A 22978-nucleotide genomic window follows, 5' to 3' on the forward strand; every position below is an offset into this window, starting at 1 on the left:
GGAGGGACGTTTCAGGCAACAATCAGAGCAGTCCGGCTTGGGTCATCAGTTCAACCGCTTTTTTGCTGTTGAGCTTGGAGGCGTCGACCTTCGGCGCGTCCAGTTGCGCCAGCGGCACCAGCTTGGGGTTGGATTGCGCGTTCTGGCCAACGGCGTATTCGAACGAGTTGCCGTCTTTCAAGATCGCCTGGCCATCTTTGCCAGTGATCCACTTCACGAAGGCCTGGGCCTGTTCCTGGTGTTTGCTGGAGGCCAATACACCGGCGCCGGAAATGCTCACGAATGCGCCCGGGTCTTGGTGCTTGAAGTAGTGCAACTGGGTGTTCTTGCTGTTTTCGCCGGTCTTGGATTGGTCGACGAAGCTGTAGTAGTGATAAATCACGCCGCTGTCGACCTGGCCTGCGTTGACGGCCTTGAGCACCGCGCTGTTGCCACGGTAGATGGCCGCGTTGGCTTTCATCGCCTTGAGCCAATCGAGGGTCGCGGCTTCGCCCTTGAGTTCCAGCACAGCGGCGACGATGGCCTGGAAGTCGGCCCCGGCCGGGGACGCGGCCCAGCGGCCTTTCCAGCTTGGCGACGCGAGGTCCAGCAGGGACTTTGGCAAGTCGCCGGCGTTGAGCTTGCTTGGGTTGTACACAAACACCGTCGAACGCGCGGCAATGCCAATCCACTTGCCGTGGGCCGGACGGTAAGCGGCGTCTACCTGTTCCAGGGTGGTCGGTGCCACCGGCGCGAACAGCCCGGCGTTGTCTACCAGCACCATGGCTGGCGAGTTCTCGGTGAGAAACACATCGGCCGGAGAGGCGGCGCCTTCCTGCACGATCTGGTTGCCCATCTCGGTGTCATCGCCGTTGCGGATAGTCACCGGGATACCGGTCTCCTGGGTAAACCCTTCGACCCAAGCCTTGGTCAGGCTTTCGTGCTGGGCGTTGTACACCACGATGCCCACCGAATCAGCGGCATACACATGCCCCGCGCTGACCAATGCAGTGGCGAGCAGGGCTTTTTTGATAAAGGAAGGAAGACGGCTGGTCATGCGGTGAGCGCTCCGGTTTTTATAACTGCACGGGAAGTCCGCTAGTGGTCGATTGAGCCTAGACCAATAGGAATCATTTGCATGTTTGGGCGCGGCGAATGTAGAGCGGCAGATGAGAAAAAAACGTCAAAGAAACGGTTAACAATTGTGATGAGGACTATCAGACGGTGGAGATCCCCTGTTGGGGCTGGCTTGCCTGAGGACGCGGTGGTTCGGCTGGCATTTTTGGCGACAGGCATACCGCCTTCGCGGGCGAGCCCGCTCCCACAGGGGATACCTGGTGAGCCTGTTTTTTGAGCCAGGCGCAAATTTAAATGTGGGAGCTGGCTTGCCTGCGAAAGGGTGGGTCAGCTGGCATTTTTGGCGGCTGGCATACCGCCTTCGCGGGCAAGCCCGCTCCCACAGGGGATACCTGGTGAGCCTGTTTTTTGAGCCAGGCGCAAATTCAAATGTGGGAGCTGGCTTGCCTGCGAAAGGGTGGGTCAGCTGGCATTTTTGGCGACTGGCACGGCGCTATCGCAATCAAGCTAAGTCCCAGATTTTTTAGTTATATTTCAGGCAGTTAATAGAGCGATCCACCGTAGTCTTGGCAATTTCCAGCAAATGCCACACTGCCAGGATCTTTGCCCGCTCGGGGCTTGTCAGTTGCTCACCACAATCAAGTGCGGTGGCCGACGCGCTGTCGAGCAGGCTGGCGGTATAGAGCAGGGCGTCTTCGAAGCTCAGGTCTTCGTTGACCGAGTGGAAACCTCTGGTGGGCAGGTAGTGATCGATGACGCGGTTGAAGGCGGCGCGGTCTTTGGCGGGGTCGAAGGGGGGATCTGGCACAACCTTATTCATCGTGTATCTCCAACTGGTAGGTGAGGAGCCGATCCCTCGCGACTAAACGAGGGTGGCGGCTGTACGCAGGTTAGTCGACCGGCCAGTTGGATCCGGCGCACCCGAAGGTGCCCTGCGCACAGCCACCATGAACACGGTGACAGCTTGCGCACAACTGGAGGTCAGGCGACTAAACCCGGTCACTGATAAGCAGTGACGGACCGCAGACTAGCCACCGATTCCAGCAGGCACAAGGCGGCAGAGATTGTCTAGGAAACGTCCTGCAATTTAAAGCGACACGGCTTGCTGGCCCTTTACAAACCATGACAAAACGCCAGTAACCCAGCGAAGTCCCCTGATGCATGGAGATCAAAATGTGGGAGCTGGCTTGCCTGCGAAAGCGGCAGGTCAGCCAATGCAATTACTGGCTGACACGCCGTTATCGCAACGACGAAGCAAGCTGGAAAAAACCTGAAGCCTGTCGATGCCTCGCATTGGTATGCCCGTAGAACTTTTTTGTTCGTGTAGCTTATTAGCACTGACGAAGATACTTAATAGGTGATGTTTATCTATAAGTAGAAGGGGCGTTTCAGGGTGGGAAGTGCTTACAGTAAAAGCCTACAGTGTTGTATGTAGGATAGTAGTTGAGTGAAGAGTTTGTTGTTGGTGATTTGTTTTTTTGGTAAATGACTCAAACTCCCATGCTTAAAAACAATAAGGAAAAAGTACGCCAGTGAATACGGAATGGTTGATGAAGATGATCCAGTATTGGCTTTTTTTGCTATCCGATGTTTAGAGAGGTTGTGAGTTAGATGCAGGACTTCTTGGGCGCCATGCTGTTCTCGATACTGCTTTCGATAAGTTTCGGTCCGGTAGCCTTGACTATTCTGGGACAATCCATCACCCACGGCTTTCGTAGTGCGTTACCCGGAGCTCTCGGTGCGGCAGTTGCCGACGCGTTGTTTGCAGCTGTCGCTTTTATTGGTTTGAAGTCGATTGAAGCATTTTGGCTCGCCAATAGTCAGTGGTTGGCGTGGGCTGCGATTGTCTACCTCTTTTATCTAGGTGTGCTCACTTTCAAAAAAACTGCGCGTGCGGCGGTAACCAGGCGAGCCGCAGGGTTTGTCGCGGTTTTTTTATTGACGTTGACGAGTCCACTCACCATCGCGGCAATTTCCTCCTATGTCGTCGCCAGCGGCGGCCAGCTTGATGGGTCTGGTCTGTACTTGAATTTGCTGGGAGTTCTAACAGGGTCGCTTTTAGGGCAAATGCTTTATGTGGTTGCAGGGGCGATGATCAAGAGGACGCTCGCGGGGAGAGCCCATTTTGGCTGGCTGAACCGAGTTAGCGGGGTATGCCTGATTGGGTTTGCAGCTTGGCAGATGGGTCGTGCTTTAGTGCTTTGATGTTTGTCCTGATGCCAGCCAGTCAAGGGCGGTTCGGCTTGTTCTTCGCGCATTCACGCCGCAGCTTTTGTGGGCTTCAGGCACTCGATAGAGCGATCCACCGTAGTCTTGGCAATTTCCAGCAAATGCCACACTGCCAGGATCTTCGCCCGCTCGGGGCTTGCCAGTGGCTCGCCACAATCTAGCCCGGTTAAAGGCGGCGCGGTCTTTGGTGGGGTAGAAGGGAGGATCGGGGACGACCTTGTTTATCGTGTATCTCCAACTGGTAGATAAGGAGCCGACCCCTTCGCGACTAAACGGGGAGTGGCGGCTGTACGCGGGTTGGCCGACCGGCCAGTTGGTCTGGCACACCCGCAGGTGCCCAGCGCACAGTCACGCGGCAGACACTGCCAATCCCCTGTGGGAGCTGTCGAGCCCCAGCGAGGCTGCGAAGGGATCACCGCTATAGTTGCGGTGAACCGCAGCATCAGCATCGCTGAAGCCCGACCTCAGCGCATATGCAAAATAATCGGGCTGCTGCTCGCCGGATCGGTATGCCCGCGCAGCTTGCCCACCGCCTGCGCATCCACCGGGCCGCCGTGATTGCCCCAGGTGCTGCGCATGTAGCTGAGCACTTCGGCGATTTCCTGATCCGACAGTTGCTCGCGCAAGGCCGGCATGCGGTAGGCGTCCGGCACCCCGGCGGCGACGACGCGTTGCGAGCCGTTGAGGGTGATGTTGATCGCCGAGGCGCTTTCCTTGGCGAGTGCCGAGGTGGCGCCGGCCAGGGGCGGCATCCATTCGGGCTGGCCCTTGCCGTCCAGGCCGTGGCAGGACGCGCAGCGGGTCGCATAGGTGTGGGCGCCGGGCGCGTTGCTGGCGGCCGCCGCCTGGTATTGCCACGGCGTGCCGTCACGCTGCGGGTCGCCGGGCAGCGACTTGAGGTAACGGGCGATGGCGGCCAGGTCGGCGTCTTGCATGAACTGCGTGGAGTTGTTGAACGCCTCGGTCATCGAGCCGTAGACCACCGCATGGGCGTTGCGCCCGGTCTTGAGGAATTGCACGATCTGCGGCTCGCTCCAGCGTCCCAACCCGCTGTTGGGGTCCTGGCGCAGGCTGGGGGCGTACCAGCCGTCGAGCAGGGCGCCGGCGAGGAAGGGCGCGCCGGACTCGTCCAGGGCCTTCTCGTTGAACGCCAGCCCACGGGGGGTGTGGCAACTGCCGCAGTGGCCGGGGCCTTGCACGATATACGCGCCACGGTTCCACAGCTCATCCTGCGCCGATTTGGCCGCGTAGGGCGTGCTGGGGGCGAACACGCCGTTCCACAACGCAATGGGCCAGCGCAGGTTCAGCGGCCAGGGAATGTCGCTGGGGATGTTCGGCAGGTTGGCCGGTTGCACACCTGCCATGAAAAACGCGTACAGCGCCCGGATGTCGTCGTCGCTGAGCTTCACATAGGACGGGTAGGGCATCGCCGGGTAGAGCCGGCGCCCGTCCGGCGTCACGCCATGGCGCACCGCGCGGTCGAAGTCGGCCAGGGAGTAGTTGCCGATGCCGTTGTCGCGGTCCGGCGTGATGTTGGTGGCGTGGATCGTGCCCAGCGGCGTGGCCATCTCCAGGCCGCCGGCGAACGGCGCCTTGCCTGGCAGGCTGTGGCAGGCCACGCAGTCACTGAGGCGGGCGACGTACTCGCCGCGACTGACCAATGCGGCATCCACACTTTGTGTTTGCTCAAAGGGCGAAGCGGGCTGGCGGGTGACATACCAGGCCAGCACGGCGGCGGCGACCAGGCAGGGCAGCGCCAGCCAGCCTGCGGTTCTAGCCAATCGTCGGTTGTTCATGGGCGGTTCCTGGCGTTAGCTGAAGGTGTGGCGGCTCAGGGGCAGGCTGCGGATGCGCTGGCCGGTCAACTGCGCCACCGCATTGGCCACGGCCGGCGCGACGGCGGGCAGCGGCGGTTCGCCGATGCCGCCCATCTTTTCGCCACTCTCGACAATCCGCACATGCACCCGCGCCATCCGCGACGGTGGCAGGATCGGGTACAGGTCGTAATTGCGCGCCCGCGGCTTGCCGTCGACGAACACTGCTTCCTCCAGCAGCGTCTGGGACAAGCCCAACGCCACCGCGCCATTCACCTGGGCTTCGACAATCGCCGGGTTGACGATGCTGCCCGGGTCAATCGCTTCCCAGATGTCATGCACCTTGACCTGGCCGTGTTCAATCGACACCTCGGCGATCACCGCCGCATGGGAGCCGAACGGCGAGGCCATGGCCACGCCCCGCGCACGGCGGCTGCCGTCCTCGGCGGTGAACGGCCCGCGTTTCCAACCGCCGGACAACTCGCCCACCGCTTGCAGCAGGGTGGTCAGCCGTGGGTTGTCACGCAGCAGGTGCAGGCGCAACTCGTAAGGATCGTGGCCGCCCTTGTCCGCCAACTCGTCGAGGAACGCTTCGTAGAAAAAGTCATTCAGCGAATTGCCCACCGAACGCCAGTAACCCAGCATCGCCGGGCCTTTGACGTAGATCTGCGCGATGCGTTTATTGGGGATCGCATAGGATTTTCCCGACAATCCTTCCAGGGCCGTGGGGTCGAGTTTGGCCCCCTGTTTACCGGCGATCGCTTCCGTTGGGCCTTCGGTGGCGCTGACCGCCTCGATGGCCACGGGAAAGCCTTTGTCATCCAGCGCGGCACGGAACTTGACCACCGCCACCGGGCGCAGCACGTCGCGCAGGAACTCTTCCTCGCGGCTCCAGATCAGCTTGATCGGGCGGCCGACCGCCTTGGCCAGCGCGATGGCCTGGGGATACGGGCTGGCCGAGTCATACAAGAAATGCCGGCCAAAAAAACCGCCCAGCAACGGCGAGTGCAGGTTGACCTGCGCCGGGTCGAGACCCGCGCGCTTGGCGATGTCGGCGCGGAACATGTCCGGTGCCTGGTTGGGCAGCCAGATATCCAGGGTGCCGTCGGGGTTGAAGCGGGCGAGGGCAGAGGGCGGTTCCAGCTGGGCGTGGTTGACGTACTGGTTGTGGTAGGTGGCTTCGAGGCTGGTTTTGGCGCCTTTCAGGGCGGCGGCGACATCGCCTTCGTTTTCATCGTCACGCCCCGGGCCTTGCTGGGCCGCAAGCACATCGCGCCAGCCATCGCTGGAAAAGTCCGCGGGCATCACCCGAACGGTCGCGTCTGCACCAGCCTCTTGCCAGTCAACCTGGAGCGCCTCCACCGCACGCTTGGCATGCCACCAACGTTCGGCCACCACGGCGACGGCGCCGGGCAGTTGATGCACCGAGTGCACGCCTTTCATTCCTTCGACCTGCGCCTGATTGCGCAGGCTGCCCACCGTCATGCCCAGGCGCGGTGCGTGTTGCACCGCGGCGTGGAGCATGCCGTCGACCTTGAGGTCGATGCTGTATTGCGCCTTGCCGGTGGATTTTTCGTAGGCATCGACGCGACGTACCGGCTTGCCGATCCAACGGAACTGGCTCGGGTCGCGTAGCTTGATGCCTGCCGGGTCGGGCACCGGCATGTCCAGGGCGCGTCCGGCCAACTCGCCGTAGCCCAGGGAGCGCCCGGACGCCGCGTGTACCACGCGACCGGGTTGGGTGCTCAGTTCGGTCAGGGGCACGCCCAACTGCTCGGCGCCGGCCTGCAACAACATGGCCCGGGCCAGCGCGCCCAGGCGGCGCATGGTGGGGTAGCTCATACGCACCGACATGCTGCCGCCGGTGATACGCATGCCGTTTTCCATCACCACGTAGGCCTCGCCCGGCGGTGCGGCCTCGACGATGAAGGTCGCGGGGTCAGCGTCCAGTTCCTCGCCGACAATCTGCGCCATCGCCGTGTGCGTGCCTTGCCCGCCTTCCATGAAGGGGCTGAGCAATCGCACGCTACCGTCCGGGCGAATCTCCAGGAACGCCGGCACCTGGGTGCCGCGTTCCGCCGTGGCGGCCTGCACGCGGGCCGAACCCAGGGGCAAGCCGAAACCGATCACCAGCGCACCCACCGCCGTACTCGCCAGAAAGCGCCGGCGCGACAGGTTCACCGGGCCATCGAATAGTTCGTCGCGGGTATTCATCAGGCGTGCTCCTGCTTGGCCAGGTCGTCGACCGCCGCATGAATCGCGTTGTAGGTGCCGCACCGGCACAGGTTGACCATCGCCGCGTCGATCTGCGCAGTGCTCGGCTTGGGCGTGTGCTTGAGCAGCGCGGTGGCCGCCATCACCTGCCCGGACTGGCAATACCCGCACTGCGCCACCTGATGCTCGACCCAGGCCGCGACCACGCGCTTGCCCACGGCATCGGTTTCAATCGCCTCGATGGTAGTGATGTCACGCCCGACCACCCCGGCCACCGGGGTCACGCAACTGCGCACCACGTTGCCGTCCACCAGCACCGAACAGGCGCCGCACTGGGCCAGGCCGCAGCCGTACTTGGTGCCGGTCAGGCCGAGGTCATCGCGGATTACCCACAGCAACGGGGTATCGGCATCCGCATCGACCTGATAGGTCGTCTGGTTGATTCGTAATTCCATGGCTCACCTGCACGTCTACGGTAGGTGCGGCCTTTATAGGATCGGGAATGCACTGGCCGCTTAGTGTCGAACTCTAGACCACCACGCAAGGGCCATGTGCCCGGCCGTCGTCAAATCCAGAGGATCAGGCAAGCATTCGCGAGGATTGTGCCAGTTAGACGATGTCGTCGATCAGGATATGGTGCTGCCCCCGGCTACAGCGTTCGATGCGCGCCTGAACCTTGTACACCGTGCGTAGCATGGCTTCATTGATCACCTCATGACTCGGCCCGCTGGCCTGGGCCGTGCCGTCGGCGATCACCAGCACCTGGTCGGCGAAGCGCAGCGCCTGGTTGAGGTCGTGCAGGGCGATAAACACGATCACCTGGCGCTGGCGGGCGAGGGCGCGCATAAACCCCAGCACCTGCACTTGGCGGTGCATGTCGAGGGCGCTAGTGGGCTCGTCCATCAGCAGCACTTCGGGTTCGCGCACCAGGGTCTGGGCAATGGAGACCAGTTGCTGTTGGCCGCCGCTGAGTTCACCGAGGTTGCGAAAGGCCAGGTCGCGGATGCCCAGGGCGTCAAGCATCTCATCCACGAGCCGCAGTTCGTCATCGTGCACCGTCCAGCCCGGCGCGAGTTGCTTGCGCGCCAGCAGCACCGATTCGTACACCGTCAACCGGGCGCTGGCATTGAGGCCCTGGGGCATGTAGCTGATGCCCTGCACACCCTTTGTCGAACCTTGCAGGATCACCTCACCCGGCCCGTCGAGCAGCCCGGCGATGCGCTTGAACAGGGTGGATTTACCGGCAGCGTTGGGGCCGACCACGGCGACCACCTGGCCGCCGACAAAGCGTGCGGTACTGACGCCGCTGATGATGGTGCGTGGTCCGTAGCAAGCGCCCAAGTCGTCCAGCTGAATACTTACCATGAGTTTTTCTTCCCGCCGAGGATCAGGGAGATAAAGAACGGCACGCCGATCAACGAGGTGACCACGCCAATCGGGAAAATCGCGCCGGGGATCAGGGTCTTGCTCACCACCGAGCTGGCCGACAGGATCAGTGCGCCGGTCAGCAGCGAGGCGGGCAGGAAGAAGCGCTGGTCTTCGCCGATCAGCATGCGCGCGATGTGCGGACCGACCAGCCCGATAAAGCCGATGGTGCCGACAAACGCCACCGGGAACGCGGCGAGCAGGCTGACCATGATCAGCGTCTGCAAGCGCAGGCTGCGCACGTTGATGCCGAAGCTGGCGGCCTTGTCGTCGCCCAGGCGCAACGCGGTGAGGGCCCAGGCGCGCTTGGCGAAAATCGGCAGGGTGATCAGGATCACCAGGCAGATCACCCCCAACTTGGGCCAGGTGGCCTTGGTCAGGCTGCCCATGGTCCAGAACACCACGGCGGCCACCGCTTGTTCGGTGGCAAAAAACTGCACCAGCGCCAGCAGCGCATTGAACGTGAACACCAGCGCAATGCCCAGCAGCACGATGGTTTCGGCGCTCACGCCACGGCGCAGGCTGAGGAAGTGGATCAGCAGCGCGCAGAGCATGGCCATGATGAAGGCATTGAGCGGCACCATGTACTGCGCCGCGAGCGGGAACAGCGCCACACCAAACGCCAGGCCCATGGCGGCGCCGAAACTGGCGGCGGCGGACAGGCCCAGGGTGAACGGGCTGGCCAGCGGGTTGTTGAGGATGGTCTGCATCTGCGCGCCGGCCAGGGACAGCGCGGCGCCCACGGCCACCGCCATCAGCGCGACGGGCAGGCGGATGTCCCACATCACCACGCGCACTTGCGGCGCGGCGGTGTCCGGGGCAAACAGTGCGCCGAGTACTTCACTGAGGCTGTAGCGCGCCGGCCCCAGGGCCAGGTCGAGCAACACACTGCCCAACAACAGCACGGCCAGGGCGCAGAGGACCAGGCGTTTGCGCAGCACCAGCTGGCGGTAGGCGCTCATGGCTTGAGGCTCACGAAGTAGCCCGGCTCGTAGGGCACCGGCAGGAAGCGCTCGTGCAACTCGCGAAAGGCGGCCTCGGGATCGAGGTCGGCAAACAGCGTCGGGTGAAACCACTTGGCCAACTGCTGGATCGCCACGAACTGGTACGGGCTGTTGTAGAACTGGTGCCAGATCGCGTGGAACGCTTGCTGCTCCTGGGCCTTGATCCCGGCATAGGCCGGGCGGCCGGTGTACCACGCCAGTTTGCGCCGGGCCTCGGCCATGTCGGCTGCGGGGCCGACGCCGACCCAGTGCCCACCCGGCGCGAACGCCTCCCAGTTGGCGCTGGTGACGACCACCTGGGCCGGGTTGGCGACGATCACCTGCTCGGGGTTCAACTGGCCGAAGGTGCTGGGAATAATGCCTTTGGCGATGTTGTTGCCGCCGGCCAGCTCGACGAACAGGCCGAAGTTTTCATTGCCGAAACTCAGGCAGCAATCCTCGGTGTAGCCGCCGATACGCTCGATAAATACCGCAGGGCGCGTGGGCTGCTGCGCGGCTATCACGTCGGTGACACGGCGGATCTGCTTGTTGCGAAACGCGATAAACGCTTCGGCCTGCTGCTCTTTGCCGAACAACTGGCCAAACAGGCGCATGGTCGGCTCGGTGTTGGTCATGGGCTGGTTGCGAAAGTCCACGTACACCACCGGGATGCCCAGGGCGTCGAGTTTCTCGATGTAGCGCGCATCCTCGGTGGCGTGCTGCGCCTCGATGTTGAGGATGATCACGTCGGGGCGCTGGGAGATGGCTTGTTCGATGTCGAAAGTACCGTCTTCAAAGCCGCCGAAGGTGGGGATCTTGGCGATGGCGGGGAATTTGCGCAGGTAGGCGTTGTAGGTGTCCGGGTCGGACTGGATCAGGTCCTTGCGCCAGCCGACGATGCGTTCGATGGGGTTTTGCGTGTCCAGTGCGGCCACCAGGTACAGCTGGCGGCCTTCGCCGAGAATCACCCGCTGCACCGGCAGGTTGACCTTGACCTGGCGGCCGAGCAGATCGGTGACCGTGGTGGGGGTGGCAAACGCCGGCATGCCCAGCAACCCGGTGAACAACAGCGCCGCCAGGACGTGGCCGCATCGCACAATCGAAAGCATCATGTAAGCCCTTGCTGGTATCAGAAATCGACCGTGGCCGACAGGAGGAGGGTGCGTGGCGAGGCCTGGGAGAACGCGCCGTAGGAGGCCACGCCGGACCAGTACTGGCGGTCGAACAGGTTCTGCAGCGTGGCGCGGAATGTGGTCGGTCGCTCGGCGATGCGCGTGCTGTAGCGTGCGCCGACATCGATGCGGGTCCAGGGATCGAGGCGCTGGGTGTTGGCCTGATCGACGTACTGGCTGGCGGTGTAGATCGCGCCGCCGGTCAACGTCAGCCCCTCGACTGTCGGCGTGTCCCATTCGGCCCACAGGTTGGCCTGCACCTCGGGCACGCCGACCGGGGTATTGCCACGGTTGGCGGCGATGCCGCTGCGGGTCAATTGCGCGTCCATCAAGGTCACGCCACCGAGCAGGCGCGTGCCCTGGGCGACTTCGCCAAACACGCTCAATTCCAGGCCACGGTTGCGCTGTTCGCCCTGCACCGAAAAGCGCCCGTCGGCCAGTTCGCCGCTGGGTTTGTCGATCTGGAACAGCGCCAGGGTCGACATGAAGGTGCCGTAGTCGAGCTTGACCCCGACCTCATGCTGCGTGGACACGTAAGGCGCAAAGATCTCACCGGCGTTCGCCGCGTTGGACGGCGCCACATCGCCCTTGCTCAGGCCTTCGAGGTAGTTGTAGTAGAACGCCACGTACTCCCACGGCTTGAGCACTGCGCCGAACAGCGGCGTGGTCTTGCCATCGTCGTAGGCGCTGGTGACTGCGCCCGCGGTGTTGTAGTTGTTCGATTGGATGCGCTGTTGGCGCAGGCCGACGGTGACCTGCACGCGCTGGTCCAATACCGACAAGGTGTCGGCGATGGCCACGCCGGTCAGCTCGGTGGCCGAGACTTTCGGCGCGTCCGGCTTGGGGATCGACGGCTTGGGGCGGTCGGTGGGGTGATAGATATTCGACAGCACCGAGGCGCCGGAAATGATCCCGCGTGACAGCTCGTCGCGATAACGGCTGGCCTGCAGCACGCTGGTGTGGCTGACCGGCCCGGTGTCGAAGCGTACGCGGGCACCGGCGTCCACGGTGTAGCGCTGGACTTCGAAGCGGTAGTAACCGGGTGTGGAATCGGTGTCGCCGGCGGCGTTGATGATCTTCGGCGTCTGGTCGGACATACGCGCCACGGCGGATTTGCCGCCGCCGGCGTGGGCGAACAGAGTGAGGGCATCGCTGAGGTCATATTCGCCGCTGAGCAACGCGGATTTGTCGCGGGTGCGTGACCAGCCCCAGTCCTGGCTGACATTGGTGCGGCCGTTGGCCGCGTTGGGAATGTTCACGCCGGGGGTGATCAGGAACGGTCGGGAAGCGGCGTCGAACTCTTCTTCCTGGGAGATCAGGTCCAGGCTGCCGCGCAGGCGCTCGCCCTGGTAATCCAGGGATAGCGCACCGATGCCGACGTCGCGTGATTGCGCGTCGATCACTGTGTTGCCCTGCTGCAGGCCGCCGTTCAGGCGCAGGCCGAAGCGGCGCTCGTCACCGAAGCGGCAGCTGATGTCGATGCGGTTGCCGATGTGGGCATCCTGTGTGTAGCTGGCGGTGTAGCGGGTCAGGTCTTCGTCGAGGGAGCGCTTGGGCACCACATTGATCACGCCGCCCACCGCACTGTTGGGCGACATGCCGTAGAGCAGGGCGCCGGGGCCCTTGACCACTTCGATGCGCTCGGCGTACTCGGTAAACACGCGATAGTTGGAGGCCACGCCGTAGACGCCGTCGAAGGCCAGTTCGCCGAGGTTGCCTTCGCCCACCGGGAAGCCGCGGATGAAAAACGAATCGACAATGCCGCCGGTCTGCCCGGTGGAGCGCACCGAAGAGTCGCGTTCCAGCAGATCGCCGACGGTGGTGGCCTGCTGGTCCTTGATCAGCGACGCGGTGTAGGTGCTGACGCTGAAGGGCGCGTCCATCACGTCGCGGTTGCCGAGCATGCCCAGGCGCCCGCCGACCGCGACCTGGCCGCCGGAATAGGCTGGCGGCAGGCTGTCGCTGCGTTGTGCCGTGCCGCTGACGGTGGTTTCCGACAGGGTGACCCGGCGTAGTGCCAGGGTGTAGCTGCCGTCTGCGCGCAAGACCATTTCCAGGCCGCTGCCGGCGAGCAGGCGGGTAACGGCCTCCTCGGTCGAATAGGTGCCGGACAGGCCGGGGCTGGTCAGGCCGTCGGTGAGCGCCGGCAGGAACGACAGCGCGATGCCGGCGTCCACGGCGAAGTTCGACAGCGTGGCGCCGAGGGGGCCGGGGGTGATCTGGTAGGCACGCATTGTCACCCCATCCAACTGCGCGGCCATGGCGGCGCTGGTGAGGGCCAGGCTGAGCAGTGCGCTGCGGATCACGAGCATGGATGGGGGGCCTGTGGGTTGGAGTGGGGGTTGATGTGTTTGCCAGTTGAGATTGGGAAAAGTATCAGGGTGGCAGGGGTTTATTTTTGGTGTACGTATCCATTCGGGCGGGTTGAACGGGGTCAAAACTGTGGGAGCGGGCTTGCTCGCGAATGCGCTGGATCAGCCGATGAATGAGTTGGCTGACACGCCCTAAGCCGCCGACAACGTGAGCCAATACCCACTCAAATGCCCACTGACAACCACCGGATATGTCTGCACCAGCATGTTCAACGTGCGCTGTGTATCACTGATGGGAAACGCCCCAGAGATACGCAAATCAGCAATCGCGGGATCACAACGCACAAAACCACGCCGATAACGCGCCAGTTCGGCAACGAAATCCGCCAGGCGCATCCTGTCAGCCATCAACATGCCCTGGGTCCAGGCCCCCACGTTACGGTCGGTAGCCGCCACCCCACCAAAGGTCTGCGCAGAAAAGTTCATGCGCTGCCCGGCGTTGACGATCAGCGGTGTGCTCTGGTTGTTCTCGGCCAGCATCACCTTGACCGCGCCTTCGAGCACCGCCAGGTGGGTGAGCGGGCTCAGTTCGCGCACGGTGAAGCGCGTACCCAGGGCCTGCATGCGGCCCTGGCGGGTGCTGACCAGGAATGGGCGCGAGGTATCCGCGGCCGTCTGCACCAGCATCTCACCTTCGCGCAAGTGCACCAGACGCTGCTGGCTGTCAAAACGCACATCGATGGCCGTATCGGTGTTGAGCGTGATACGCGAGCCATCGGCCAGCACCAGTTCACGGCGTTCGCCGACGTGGGTGCGGTAGTCGGCGGTCCATTGCTGGGATTGCGCAAGTTTCCAACTGCCCCAGCCGACCGGCATCACCGCCAGCAGCAAGGCCAGCTTGCCCAGGACGGCGCGGCGTTCCGGGTGGCTTGGACGATCCAGCGCCGACATCGCCAGGGCCGGCGGCAGCCCGCCGAGCTTGCTTTGCAGCAACTGCGCCCGGGCCCAGGCGCGATCACGTTCGGGGCTGCTGGTTTTCCAGCGTTCCCACTCGGCGCGTTCGCTGGCGCTGAGGTCGTTTTCGCTCAGGCGCATCAGCCATTCGGCGGCCTCTTCGAGGACATCGGCGGCGAGCGGTGGCTGTTTGCGCAGGCTGAGCATGGGCTTATTCCACCAGCATCAGGCACTGCACAAACGCCTGTTTCATGTAGCGTTTGACGGTGATCAGCGACACGCCCAGTTGCTCGGCAATCGCGTCGTACTTGAGGCCGCTGAGCTGCGACAGCAGGAACGCGCGTTTGACCAGTGGCGGCAGCGCGTCGAGCATCGCGTCGATTTCGTGCAGGGTTTCCAGCACCATGAAGTGGGTTTCCGCCGACGGTGCTTGCTGTAGCGGCGCGCTGGCGAGGGCTTCCAGATAAGCCCGTTCCAACGCCTTGCGCTGATACCAATTGACCAGGATGCCCCTGGCCACGCAGGTCAGGTAGGCACGTGGCTGGTCGATCACCGTGACCTGGGAGGCGAGGATCCGGGTGAAGGTGTCCTGGGCCAGGTCGGCCGCATCCATGGCGTTGCCGAGTTTGCGTTTGAGCGTGGCGTACAGCCAGCCGTGATGCCCGCTGTACAGCGCCTCGATTGCGCGCAGGTGGTGGTTGTGATCGGCGTCGAGGATTTCGCTCATGGCGCACATCCGTGCAATTGAGAAGTATTCCCAATGCTAAGGGACAACCCGGCGTGAACGCAACGCGAGAATCGCAAGCAGTGCCAGCCCATACGCCGCGCAGACGAACAGGTAGGTATACGCCAGGCCATACACCTGGCTGAGCAGGCCACCGATGGCGATACCGGCAATCGAGGCGAATTGCGCAGTGCCCTGGGCGATCCCCAGCACGTGGCCCTGGCTTGAGCTGTCGGCGCTCTTTGAAATCAACGCCATCAGCACCGGCGTGGTCGCCCCGAGCAACACGCCCCACACCAGGTAACCGAGGGCGAACACCAGCGGGTTGCGGGTGATGCCGGCGATGCCGGTGAGCGCAATGCACGCGAGTACCACCCAGGCGATGCGCCGCAGGGAATCGCCTGGGTCACGCCCTTCGAAATGCCGCGCCCATGTCGTTGCGCACAGGATGAAACCCAATGCCAGCAGGCCGTAGCACAGGCCGACCCAGGCGTTGCTGACGTTGAATGTGCTGCTCACATACAGCGCGAACGAGGTCTGCGGCAGCATCCGCGCCAGCAGCAGAATGCCCATCACCACCAGCAGCGGCAGCAGCGCCGAACCGCGCCATACCACGGCGCTCGACGCGCTCACGGGTTTCTTCTGCGGCGGCACGTCCGGCAGGCTCAGCGCCGCAACCAGCGTGCACACCGCGCAGAGTGCCGAGGCGCTGAGGTTGATCCAGAAAAACGTCGCGTGATCGAGGATCAAGCCGCCGACCACCGCACCGAGCAGCGAGCCGACGTTGGTGGAAATCTGCAACAGCGCAAACAACCGCGCGCGCCGGGCCGGCGCCTCGATACTTACGCCATACGCCTGGGCCGGGGCGATATACCCGGCGCACGCGCCCTGCACAAAGCGCAACAGCAGGATCGCCCAGATGTCGCTGATCAAGGCCAGCGCCAGTTGGGTCAGGGTCAGGCCGATCAGGGCGCGGATCATCATCAGCTTGTGGCCATGACGATCACCGACGCGCCCCCAGAACGCGCTGGTCAGCAGGATGCCGAGCATCGGCCCGACGTACACGGCGATGCTGGCGAAGCTGAACAACGCATCGGAGTCGGTCAGCCCGCGCAAGTGCACCGGCCAGAACGGGCCGCTCATTTCCATCGCGCCCATCGACACGAGCTGGATGGCGAACAGCTGGGAAATCAGGATGCGGGTCGGTGGCATGGATCAATCTCGGTGTGCAAAAAAATGTGCGGGGTGCTGATACTTTTTCGTCGGTTGGCTGGCATCAGGAGTAATTCTCATCTTCTCTCGATGCAAGGACCCCACCGTCATGCCCGTTGCCAGCCGGTTAACATTCGCCATTCGTACCGCCCTGTTGTTGGCCGCCGCCAGCAGCAACGCCTGGGCCGCCACCGCCGAGCCGAGCGACGACAGCGCGCAGAGCCTGACCCTTGACGCGACGAACGTCAACGCCGTGTACAACGGCCCCAGCGCCTTGCCCGAGGTGCTCGCCGGCGGCCAGGTGGCGCGGGGCGCGCGCCTGGGCATGCTGGGTAACAAGGACGTGATGGACGCCCCGTTCAGCGTCACCAGCTACACCGCCAAGACCCTTGCCGACCTGCAAACCGTGACCGTTGCCGACGCACTGGAGCGCGACCCTTCGGTGCGTTCCACCGGGCAGAACGGCGGCATCGTCGACTCGTTTTTCATCCGTGGTTTCGCGATTGGCGAGGGCAACCTCGGCGAGCTGGCCTATGACGGCGTCTACGGCGTAGCGCCCAACTACCGCGCATTTACCGAGTACGCCGAGCGCATCGAAGTGCTCAAGGGGCCGGGGGCGCTGGTGTACGGCATCTCGCCCAACAGCGGCGTCGGCGGGGTGATCAATATCGTGCCCAAACGTCCGCTGGACGAGGACCTGACGCGCTTTACCGGCAGCTATGCGTCGGACAGCCAGGTTGGCGGCCACCTCGACCTGAGCCGCCGTTTCGGCGCTGAAAACCAGTTTGGCGTGCGCTTCAACGGCAGCCTGCAAGGCGGCGACACGGCCGTGGACAACCAGCATCGCGACGTTGGCATCGGCGCGATTGCCTTGGATTATCGCGGCGAGCGCCTGCGCCTGAACCTCGACTACCTGAGCCAGAAGGAAAGCTGGGAGGGCGCCTCGCGTCCGTTCACCATTCAACCGGGCGTGCAGGTGCCGTCCGCGCCGAATGGCCGCACCAGCCTGCCGCAGAAGTGGGGCTGGTCGGACACCAAGGAGCAATCGTTGCTGCTCGGCGGCGAATATGACCTGAACGACAACCTGACGGTGTTCGCCCACGCCGGTGGCGGGCGTTCGGATGTGAAGCGCCTGTCCGACCAGGTGCCGCGCATCCTCAATGACGCCGGTGACACCAAAAACACGCCGGGCTACTACAAATTCAACGTCGACCGTTCGACGGCCGACATCGGCCTGCGCAGCCTCTTTGCCACCGGCCCGGTGACGCATACCACCACACTGATGGCGAGCCGTTATAGGGATGAGCTGTCGCGGGGCATCATCAACGGCAAGGACATTTACTCCAACATCTATCACCCAGTGGACACGCCCCAGCAGTACATCAACACGCCGAAGGTGCTGCGCATTTCCGAAACCGAGCTGTCCGGCGTGGCGTTGACCGACACCCTGGGCCTGTTCGAAGACCGCCTCCAACTGACCCTGGGCATGCGGCACCAAGCCATCGAATCGCGCAACTACAACAGCACCGGCGGTGTCAGTGCGCGGTATGACGCCAGTGCCAATACGCCGCTGCTCGGCGTGGTGGTCAAGCCCTGGGATGACGTGTCGCTCTACTACAACTATGTCGAAGGCCTGAGCAAAGGCGATGCCGCACCCGGTACGGCGAGCAATGCCGGGGAGACCTTTGCGCCCTACGAGTCCAAGCAACACGAACTGGGCGTGAAGTATGAACACGGCAGCTTCATGACCAGCGTGGCGTTGTTCCAGATTGAAAAGCCCAGCGGCGAAGTCGGTGCCGGCAATGTGTTTTCGGTACAGGCCGAGCAGCGCAACCGTGGTGTCGAGCTGAGCCTGTATGGCGAAGTGGCGCCCGGCACGCGCCTGATGGGCGGTGTGACCTTCCTCGATGGCGAGCTGACCAAATCCGCCACCGCCGCCAACCGTGGCAACAAACCCGTGGGCGTGCCGGACATCCAGGCCAACCTCTGGGCCGAGTGGGACACGCCGGGGCTGGAAGGTTTCACCCTTACCGGCGGCGCGATCTACACCGACCGCCAGTACGTCGACCAGGCCAATACCCAGCAGTTGGATGCGTGGACGCGCATCGACATGGGCGCGCGCTACGCGACCAAGATCGAAGGGCGGCCTACCACCTTCCGCGCCACGGTGCAGAACGTGTTTGATCGGGAATACTGGTCGGGGGTGGCGTCGTACGGCGCGTTCTCGCCGGGTTATCCGCGCACGTTGCAGCTGTCGGCCAGCGTGGATTTTTGAGGCCAGCGTCAAGCACGAATGTCGATATCAGGCACATTCGTGCCGCCCTCAGGCTATTTTCGCGCAAGCCGGCCCGCGTAAGGTGACTCATCATTAAGAGATGATGATCGCCTGACTGATCAGTCAGTACGCCTCAACGTCGATCACCGAGAATAAAAACAACGATGAATAGCCTGAGTTCCAAGGATTTGAACGGTCAATTGGCGCAAGGCTTCAAGCCGCGCCATGTCACCATGTTGTCTATCGCAGGGATTATCGGCGCAGGGCTGTTTGTCGGCTCCGGGCACGCGATTGCAGCGGCGGGCCCGGCCGTGATGCTGGCCTATCTGTTTTCCGGGTTGCTGGTGGTGCTGGTCATGCGCATGCTTGGCGAGATGGCGGTGGCCAACCCGGACACCGGTTCGTTCTCGACCTATGCGGACCAGGCCATCGGGCGCTGGGCCGGTTTCACCATCGGCTGGCTGTACTGGTGGTTCTGGGTGCTGGTGATCCCCATCGAAGCCCTGGCCGCCGGGCATATCCTCAACCAATGGTTCCCGCAGATCGACGCTTGGCTCTTTGCCTTGCTGTCGATCTTTTTGTTGGTGGTCACCAATCTGTTCAGCGTCTCCAAGTACGGCGAATTCGAGTTCTGGTTCGCCATGGCCAAGGTGGTGGCGATCATCGGCTTTATTGGCCTGGGGTTTGCCGTGCTGATGGGCTGGATCCCCGAGCGCGAGGCCAGCGGGCTCGGCCGCTTGATGGAGGAACACGGTGGGTTCGCGCCGAATGGACTGTCGGCGGTGGTCGGCGCGTTCATTACCATCATGTTCAGCTTCATCGGCACCGAAGCGGTGACCATCGCGGCCGCGGAGTCCAGCAACCCGGCGCAGAACATCGCCCGCGCGACCCGTTCGGTGATGTGGCGTATCGGTGTGTTCTATGTGTTATCGATTTTTGTGGTGATCTCCGTGGTGCCCTGGGATGACCCGTTGCTGGCGTCGGTCGGCTCCTACCAGCGCGCGCTGGAACTGATGAACATTCCCCACGCCAAGCTGCTGGTGGATGTGGTGGTACTGATCGCCGTGGCCAGTTGCATGAACTCATCGATCTACATTGCGTCGCGCATGCTGTTTTCCCTGGGCAAGCGCGGCGATGCTCCCGCGCTGATGAAAAAGACCTCGGCGGCCAGCGTGCCTCGGGCCGCGGTGCTGGCCAGTACTGTGCTGGGCGCGGGGGTGACGCTGCTCAGTTATTTCATGCCGGCCGGGCTGTTCCAGTTTTTGCTGGCGAGTTCGGGCGCCATTGCCTTGCTGGTGTACTTGGTGATCGCGATTTCGCAACTGCGCATGCGCAAGATTCTGCAGCGGCGTAACGTGCCGCTGACGTTCAAGATGTGGCTGTTTCCCTGGCTGACATGGCTGGTGATTGCGTTCATTTGCGGCGCGTTGACGGTGATGCTGGTGACGCCGGAGCACCGCTTCGAGGTGTCGTCGACCCTCGGCCTGGCGTTGTTGATTTCATTCATCGGCCTGATCACCGCACGACATCCCGGACCCGCGCAATTGCCCGTAGCCGCAGCCACCCAACCATGACCAACCGGGCGGTCAACAGCATCGTGTTCTTGCTGCTGGACCAGTTCACGCTGATCTCGCTGGCGTCCGCCCTGGAACCGTTGCGCATGGCCAACCAATTGGCGGGCCAGGAGCTGTACCGCTGGCACACCGCGAGCCTCGACGGCCACCCGGTCTGGGCCAGCGACGGCGTGCCCGTCACCCCGGACGGCTCGATTGTCAGCGTGCCGTCCGCCGACAGCGTGATCGTGTGCGGCGGCATTGGTATCCAGGGCACCGTGACCGGCGAACTGCTCAAATGGCTGCGCGGCCAGGCACGCTATTCCAAGCGCCTGGGCGGCATTTGCACCGGCAGTTGGGTGCTGGCGCGGGCGGGCTTGCTCGATGGGCACGAATGCAGCGTGCACTGGGAATGGTTGGCGGCCATGCAGGAAGCGTTTCCACGGGTGAGCGTCAGTTCCAGCCTGTTCACCCTCGACCGTGAGCGTCTCACCAGCTCGGGGGGGACGGCCCCCCTGGACATGATGTTGCACCTGATCGGCCGCGATCACGGGCATGAGTTGTCGGCGGCGATTTCGGACATGTTCGTGTACGAACGCATCCGCAACGAGCAGGACCACCAGCGCGTGCCACTCAAGCACATGCTCGGCACCCAGCAACCGAAGTTGCAGGAAATTGTCGCGCTGATGGAAGCCAACCTCGAAGAGCCGATCAACCTCGATGAACTGGCCGCCTACGTCGCGCTGTCGCGTCGCCAGCTTGAGCGGATGTTCCAGAAGTACCTGCATTGTTCGCCGTCGCGCTATTACCTGCGGCTGCGGCTGATCCGTGCGCGGCAGTTGCTCAAGCAGACGCCCATTTCCATTGTCGAGTTGGCGGTGCTCTGTGGCTTTGTGTCCACCCCGCACTTCTCCAAATGCTACCGCGAGTACTTTGGCGTGCCGCCCAGTGATGAGCGCTCGGTCACCGACGGTGAGCGCTCGCAGGTGTTGAAACCGATGATTCAACTGCGCCCCGCACCGGCACCGATGAATGTGTTGGAGCAGGCGCGAGGGGAGTCGACGTTTGCCAGTGTCAAAAATCTGAAGTGACGCCGATGCTGGCGTAGCGGGCCTATGAAAAGTGCAACAGTCCCCGCGAAACGTCCATTTCGCCCCACGCCCGCGCTCGCAATACTGGCCACCAACTCCAATAAAAACAGGTGTCCCGATGCAACCCTCCAACTCCCTGCTGGAAGACCTCAAGGCGATCCTGCCGAGCATTGCCGCGAATGCCGCCCAGGCCGAAACCGAACGGAAAGTGCCAGCGGCCAATATCGCCTTGCTTAAAAGCCTTGGCCTGCACCGTGCGTTTCAACCCAAGGCCTACGGTGGCCTGGAAATGTCATTGCCGGCGTTCTGCGACTGCATTGCGCTGTTGGCCGGCGCGTGTGCGAGCACGGCGTGGGCGATGAGTCTGCTGTGCACCCATAGTCATCAACTGGCGATGTTTTCCAAGCAGTTGCAGGACGAACTGTGGCGGGAGAACCCCGATGCGACGGCCAGCAGCAGTATTGCACCGTTCGGCCAGGTCGAGGAGGTCGACGGTGGTGTGCTCTTCAGTGGGCAGATGGGCTGGAGCAGCGGCAGTGATCACGCCGAGTGGGCGATCCTGGGCTGTCGCCGACACAACCCTGAGGGTGGCCAGGATTATTGCTTTGCGGTGTTGCCGCGCAGTGATTACCGGATCCTCGACGACTGGTTTGCCGTGGGCATGCGCGGCAGCGGCACCAAGACCTTGAGTGTCGATAAGGTGTTTGTGCCCAACTACCGCATCCAGAAAGCCAAGGACATGATGGAAGGCAAATCCGCCGGGTTTGGCTTGTACCCCGACAGCGAGATTTACTTCACACCCTATCGGCCGTATTTCGCCAGTGGTTTCTCGACGGTGAGCCTTGGCGTTGCCGAGCGGATGCTCGAAGCCTTTCGCGACAAGACGCGCCACCGCGTGCGCGCCTACACCGGCGCCCAGGTCGGCGCGGCCACCCCGGCGCTGATGCGCCTGGCCGAGTCGACCCACCAGGTCGCCGCCGCCCGCGCATTCCTGGAAAAAACCTGGCAGGAACACGCCGAGCATGGCGCCCGCCATGTGTACCCGTCGAAACAAACCCTGGCGTTCTGGCGCACCAACCAGGCGTACGCCGTGAAGATGTGCATCCAGGCCGTGGACCGCTTGTTTGAAGCCGCCGGCGGCGGGGCGTGGATGGAGAGCAACGAGCTGCAACGGTTGTGGCGCGACGCCCATATGACCGGGGCGCATGCCTACACCGACTACGACGTGTGCGCGCAGATTCTCGGGCGCGAGCTGATGGGGCTTGAGCCCGATCCCACGATGGTCTGAGCCGGCTTTCAACCCTAATAATCAGCGCTGCAGCCCGGCTGCGGCGCGAGGAGTCTTGCATGTCTATTGAATTCGATTCACGCGCCTTTCGCCGTGCCCTGGGCAACTTTGCCACGGGTGTCACGGTGGTCACCGCCGCGACTGAGAACGGCCAGCAGGTCGGGGTCACGGCCAACAGTTTCAACTCGGTATCGCTGGACCCGCCGCTGGTGTTGTGGAGTATCGACAAACGTTCCAGCAGCCACGCGGTGTTCGAGCAGGCGAGCCATTTTGCGGTGAACATCCTGGCGGCCAACCAGATCGACCTGTCGAACAATTTTGCGCGGCCCCGGGAAGACCGGTTTGCCGGGGTTGACCATGAACGCGGTGAAGGAGGGGCGCCGGTGTTCGCCGACTGTGCCGCGCACTTTCATTGTGAGAAGTACCAGCAGGTGGACGGCGGGGACCACTGGATCATGATCGGCAAGGTCGTGCGCTTCGACGACTTTGGCCGGGCGCCGCTGCTGTATCACCAGGGCGTGTATTCGATGGTGTTGCCGCATCCGCAACTGGCGAAGGCGGCCTGTTAGTCGACACAAATGCTGACTGACCCACCGCTATCACAGGCAAGCCAGGTCCCACACTTGGATGTGCGCCCAACTCGGCAACCGAGGACGCCGCCAATCCCCTGTGGGAG

At 63.2% G+C, this 22978-nt stretch carries 17 protein-coding genes and 2 pseudogenes; 6 read left to right on the forward strand and 13 right to left on the reverse strand.

The genetic code is table 11. The features are described from left to right. Positions 1-22: 22 nt before the first annotated feature. Together IB241_RS22510 and IB241_RS22515 are read right to left on the reverse strand one after the other, a co-directional pair. Positions 23-1036, reverse strand: a complete 1014-nt coding sequence (locus tag IB241_RS22510; RefSeq protein WP_192300398.1) for an iron ABC transporter substrate-binding protein — start codon at positions 1034-1036, stop codon at positions 23-25. A gap of 543 nt (positions 1037-1579) precedes the next feature. Next, a complete protein-coding gene (locus IB241_RS22515; RefSeq protein ID WP_192300399.1) occupies positions 1580-1876 on the reverse strand; it encodes a DUF6124 family protein in 297 nt (98 codons plus the stop codon). Between the two features lie 791 nt (positions 1877-2667). Here IB241_RS22515 and IB241_RS22520 point away from each other — a divergent pair. Next, positions 2668-3261, forward strand: coding sequence for a LysE family translocator (locus tag IB241_RS22520; protein ID WP_192300400.1), 594 nt, complete (start codon positions 2668-2670; stop codon positions 3259-3261). Between the two features lie 53 nt (positions 3262-3314). Here the strand turns inward: IB241_RS22520 and IB241_RS27590 are convergent. From IB241_RS27590 to IB241_RS22570, 11 genes and pseudogenes are all read right to left on the reverse strand, one after another. Then, a pseudogene (locus IB241_RS27590) lies at positions 3315-3510 on the reverse strand (hypothetical protein). Between the two features lie 239 nt (positions 3511-3749). Then, complete coding sequence (locus IB241_RS22525) at positions 3750-5081, reverse strand: c-type cytochrome (protein WP_192300401.1); 1332 nt, start codon at positions 5079-5081, stop codon at positions 3750-3752. Positions 5082-5096: 15 nt separating this feature from the next. After that, positions 5097-7313, reverse strand: a complete 2217-nt coding sequence (locus IB241_RS22530) for a xanthine dehydrogenase family protein molybdopterin-binding subunit (protein WP_192300402.1) — start codon at positions 7311-7313, stop codon at positions 5097-5099. Continuing rightward, a complete protein-coding gene (locus IB241_RS22535; protein ID WP_192300403.1) occupies positions 7313-7768 on the reverse strand; it encodes a (2Fe-2S)-binding protein in 456 nt (151 codons plus the stop codon). Before IB241_RS22535 ends, IB241_RS22530 begins: the two co-directional genes overlap by 1 nt. Before the next feature lie 154 nt (positions 7769-7922). Next, positions 7923-8678: an ABC transporter ATP-binding protein gene (locus IB241_RS22540; protein ID WP_192300404.1), complete on the reverse strand. Its 756-nt coding sequence runs from the start codon at positions 8676-8678 to the stop codon at positions 7923-7925. After that, complete coding sequence (locus IB241_RS22545) at positions 8672-9700, reverse strand: FecCD family ABC transporter permease (protein ID WP_192300405.1); 1029 nt, start codon at positions 9698-9700, stop codon at positions 8672-8674. The genes IB241_RS22540 and IB241_RS22545 overlap by 7 nt, the downstream gene beginning before the upstream one ends. Further along, positions 9697-10830 carry an ABC transporter substrate-binding protein gene (locus IB241_RS22550; protein ID WP_192300429.1) on the reverse strand — a complete coding sequence of 378 codons (1134 nt, stop codon included), beginning with the start codon at positions 10828-10830 and terminating at the stop codon, positions 9697-9699. Before IB241_RS22550 ends, IB241_RS22545 begins: the two co-directional genes overlap by 4 nt. A gap of 20 nt (positions 10831-10850) precedes the next feature. Beyond that, complete coding sequence (locus IB241_RS22555; RefSeq protein WP_192300406.1) at positions 10851-13205, reverse strand: TonB-dependent receptor; 2355 nt, start codon at positions 13203-13205, stop codon at positions 10851-10853. Between the two features lie 192 nt (positions 13206-13397). After that, positions 13398-14366: a FecR domain-containing protein gene (locus IB241_RS22560; protein ID WP_192300407.1), complete on the reverse strand. Its 969-nt coding sequence runs from the start codon at positions 14364-14366 to the stop codon at positions 13398-13400. A 4-nt stretch (positions 14367-14370) separates the two neighbouring features. Beyond that, the gene (locus IB241_RS22565; RefSeq protein ID WP_192300408.1) at positions 14371-14886 is read right to left on the reverse strand and encodes a sigma-70 family RNA polymerase sigma factor; all 516 of its coding nucleotides are present in this window, start codon (positions 14884-14886) and stop codon (positions 14371-14373) included. Positions 14887-14922: 36 nt separating this feature from the next. After that, the gene (locus IB241_RS22570; protein ID WP_192300409.1) at positions 14923-16095 is read right to left on the reverse strand and encodes an MFS transporter; all 1173 of its coding nucleotides are present in this window, start codon (positions 16093-16095) and stop codon (positions 14923-14925) included. 109 nt (positions 16096-16204) lie between these two features. On the opposite strand from IB241_RS22570, the gene IB241_RS22575 reads away from it, so the two are divergent. The 5 genes and pseudogenes from IB241_RS22575 to IB241_RS22595 form a co-directional block, all read left to right on the forward strand. Then, positions 16205-18370, forward strand: a complete 2166-nt coding sequence (locus IB241_RS22575; protein ID WP_192300410.1) for a TonB-dependent receptor — start codon at positions 16205-16207, stop codon at positions 18368-18370. 164 nt (positions 18371-18534) lie between these two features. Further along, entirely contained in the window at positions 18535-19944 is a 1410-nt protein-coding gene (gabP, locus tag IB241_RS22580; protein ID WP_192300411.1) for a GABA permease, read from the forward strand. After that, entirely contained in the window at positions 19941-21014 is a 1074-nt protein-coding gene (locus IB241_RS22585; RefSeq protein WP_192300412.1) for a GlxA family transcriptional regulator, read from the forward strand. Before gabP ends, IB241_RS22585 begins: the two co-directional genes overlap by 4 nt. 118 nt (positions 21015-21132) lie before the next feature. Next, positions 21133-22302, forward strand: a complete 1170-nt coding sequence (locus IB241_RS22590) for a p-hydroxyphenylacetate 3-hydroxylase oxygenase component (protein WP_192300413.1) — start codon at positions 21133-21135, stop codon at positions 22300-22302. Between the two features lie 59 nt (positions 22303-22361). After that, positions 22362-22859: pseudogene (locus IB241_RS22595) on the forward strand (flavin reductase family protein); the annotation flags it as partial. Between the last annotated feature and the right edge of the window lie 119 nt (positions 22860-22978).

The sequence above is a fragment of the Pseudomonas sp. PDM05 genome (assembly GCF_014851685.1).
In the GTDB taxonomy this organism is placed as follows: domain Bacteria; phylum Pseudomonadota; class Gammaproteobacteria; order Pseudomonadales; family Pseudomonadaceae; genus Aquipseudomonas.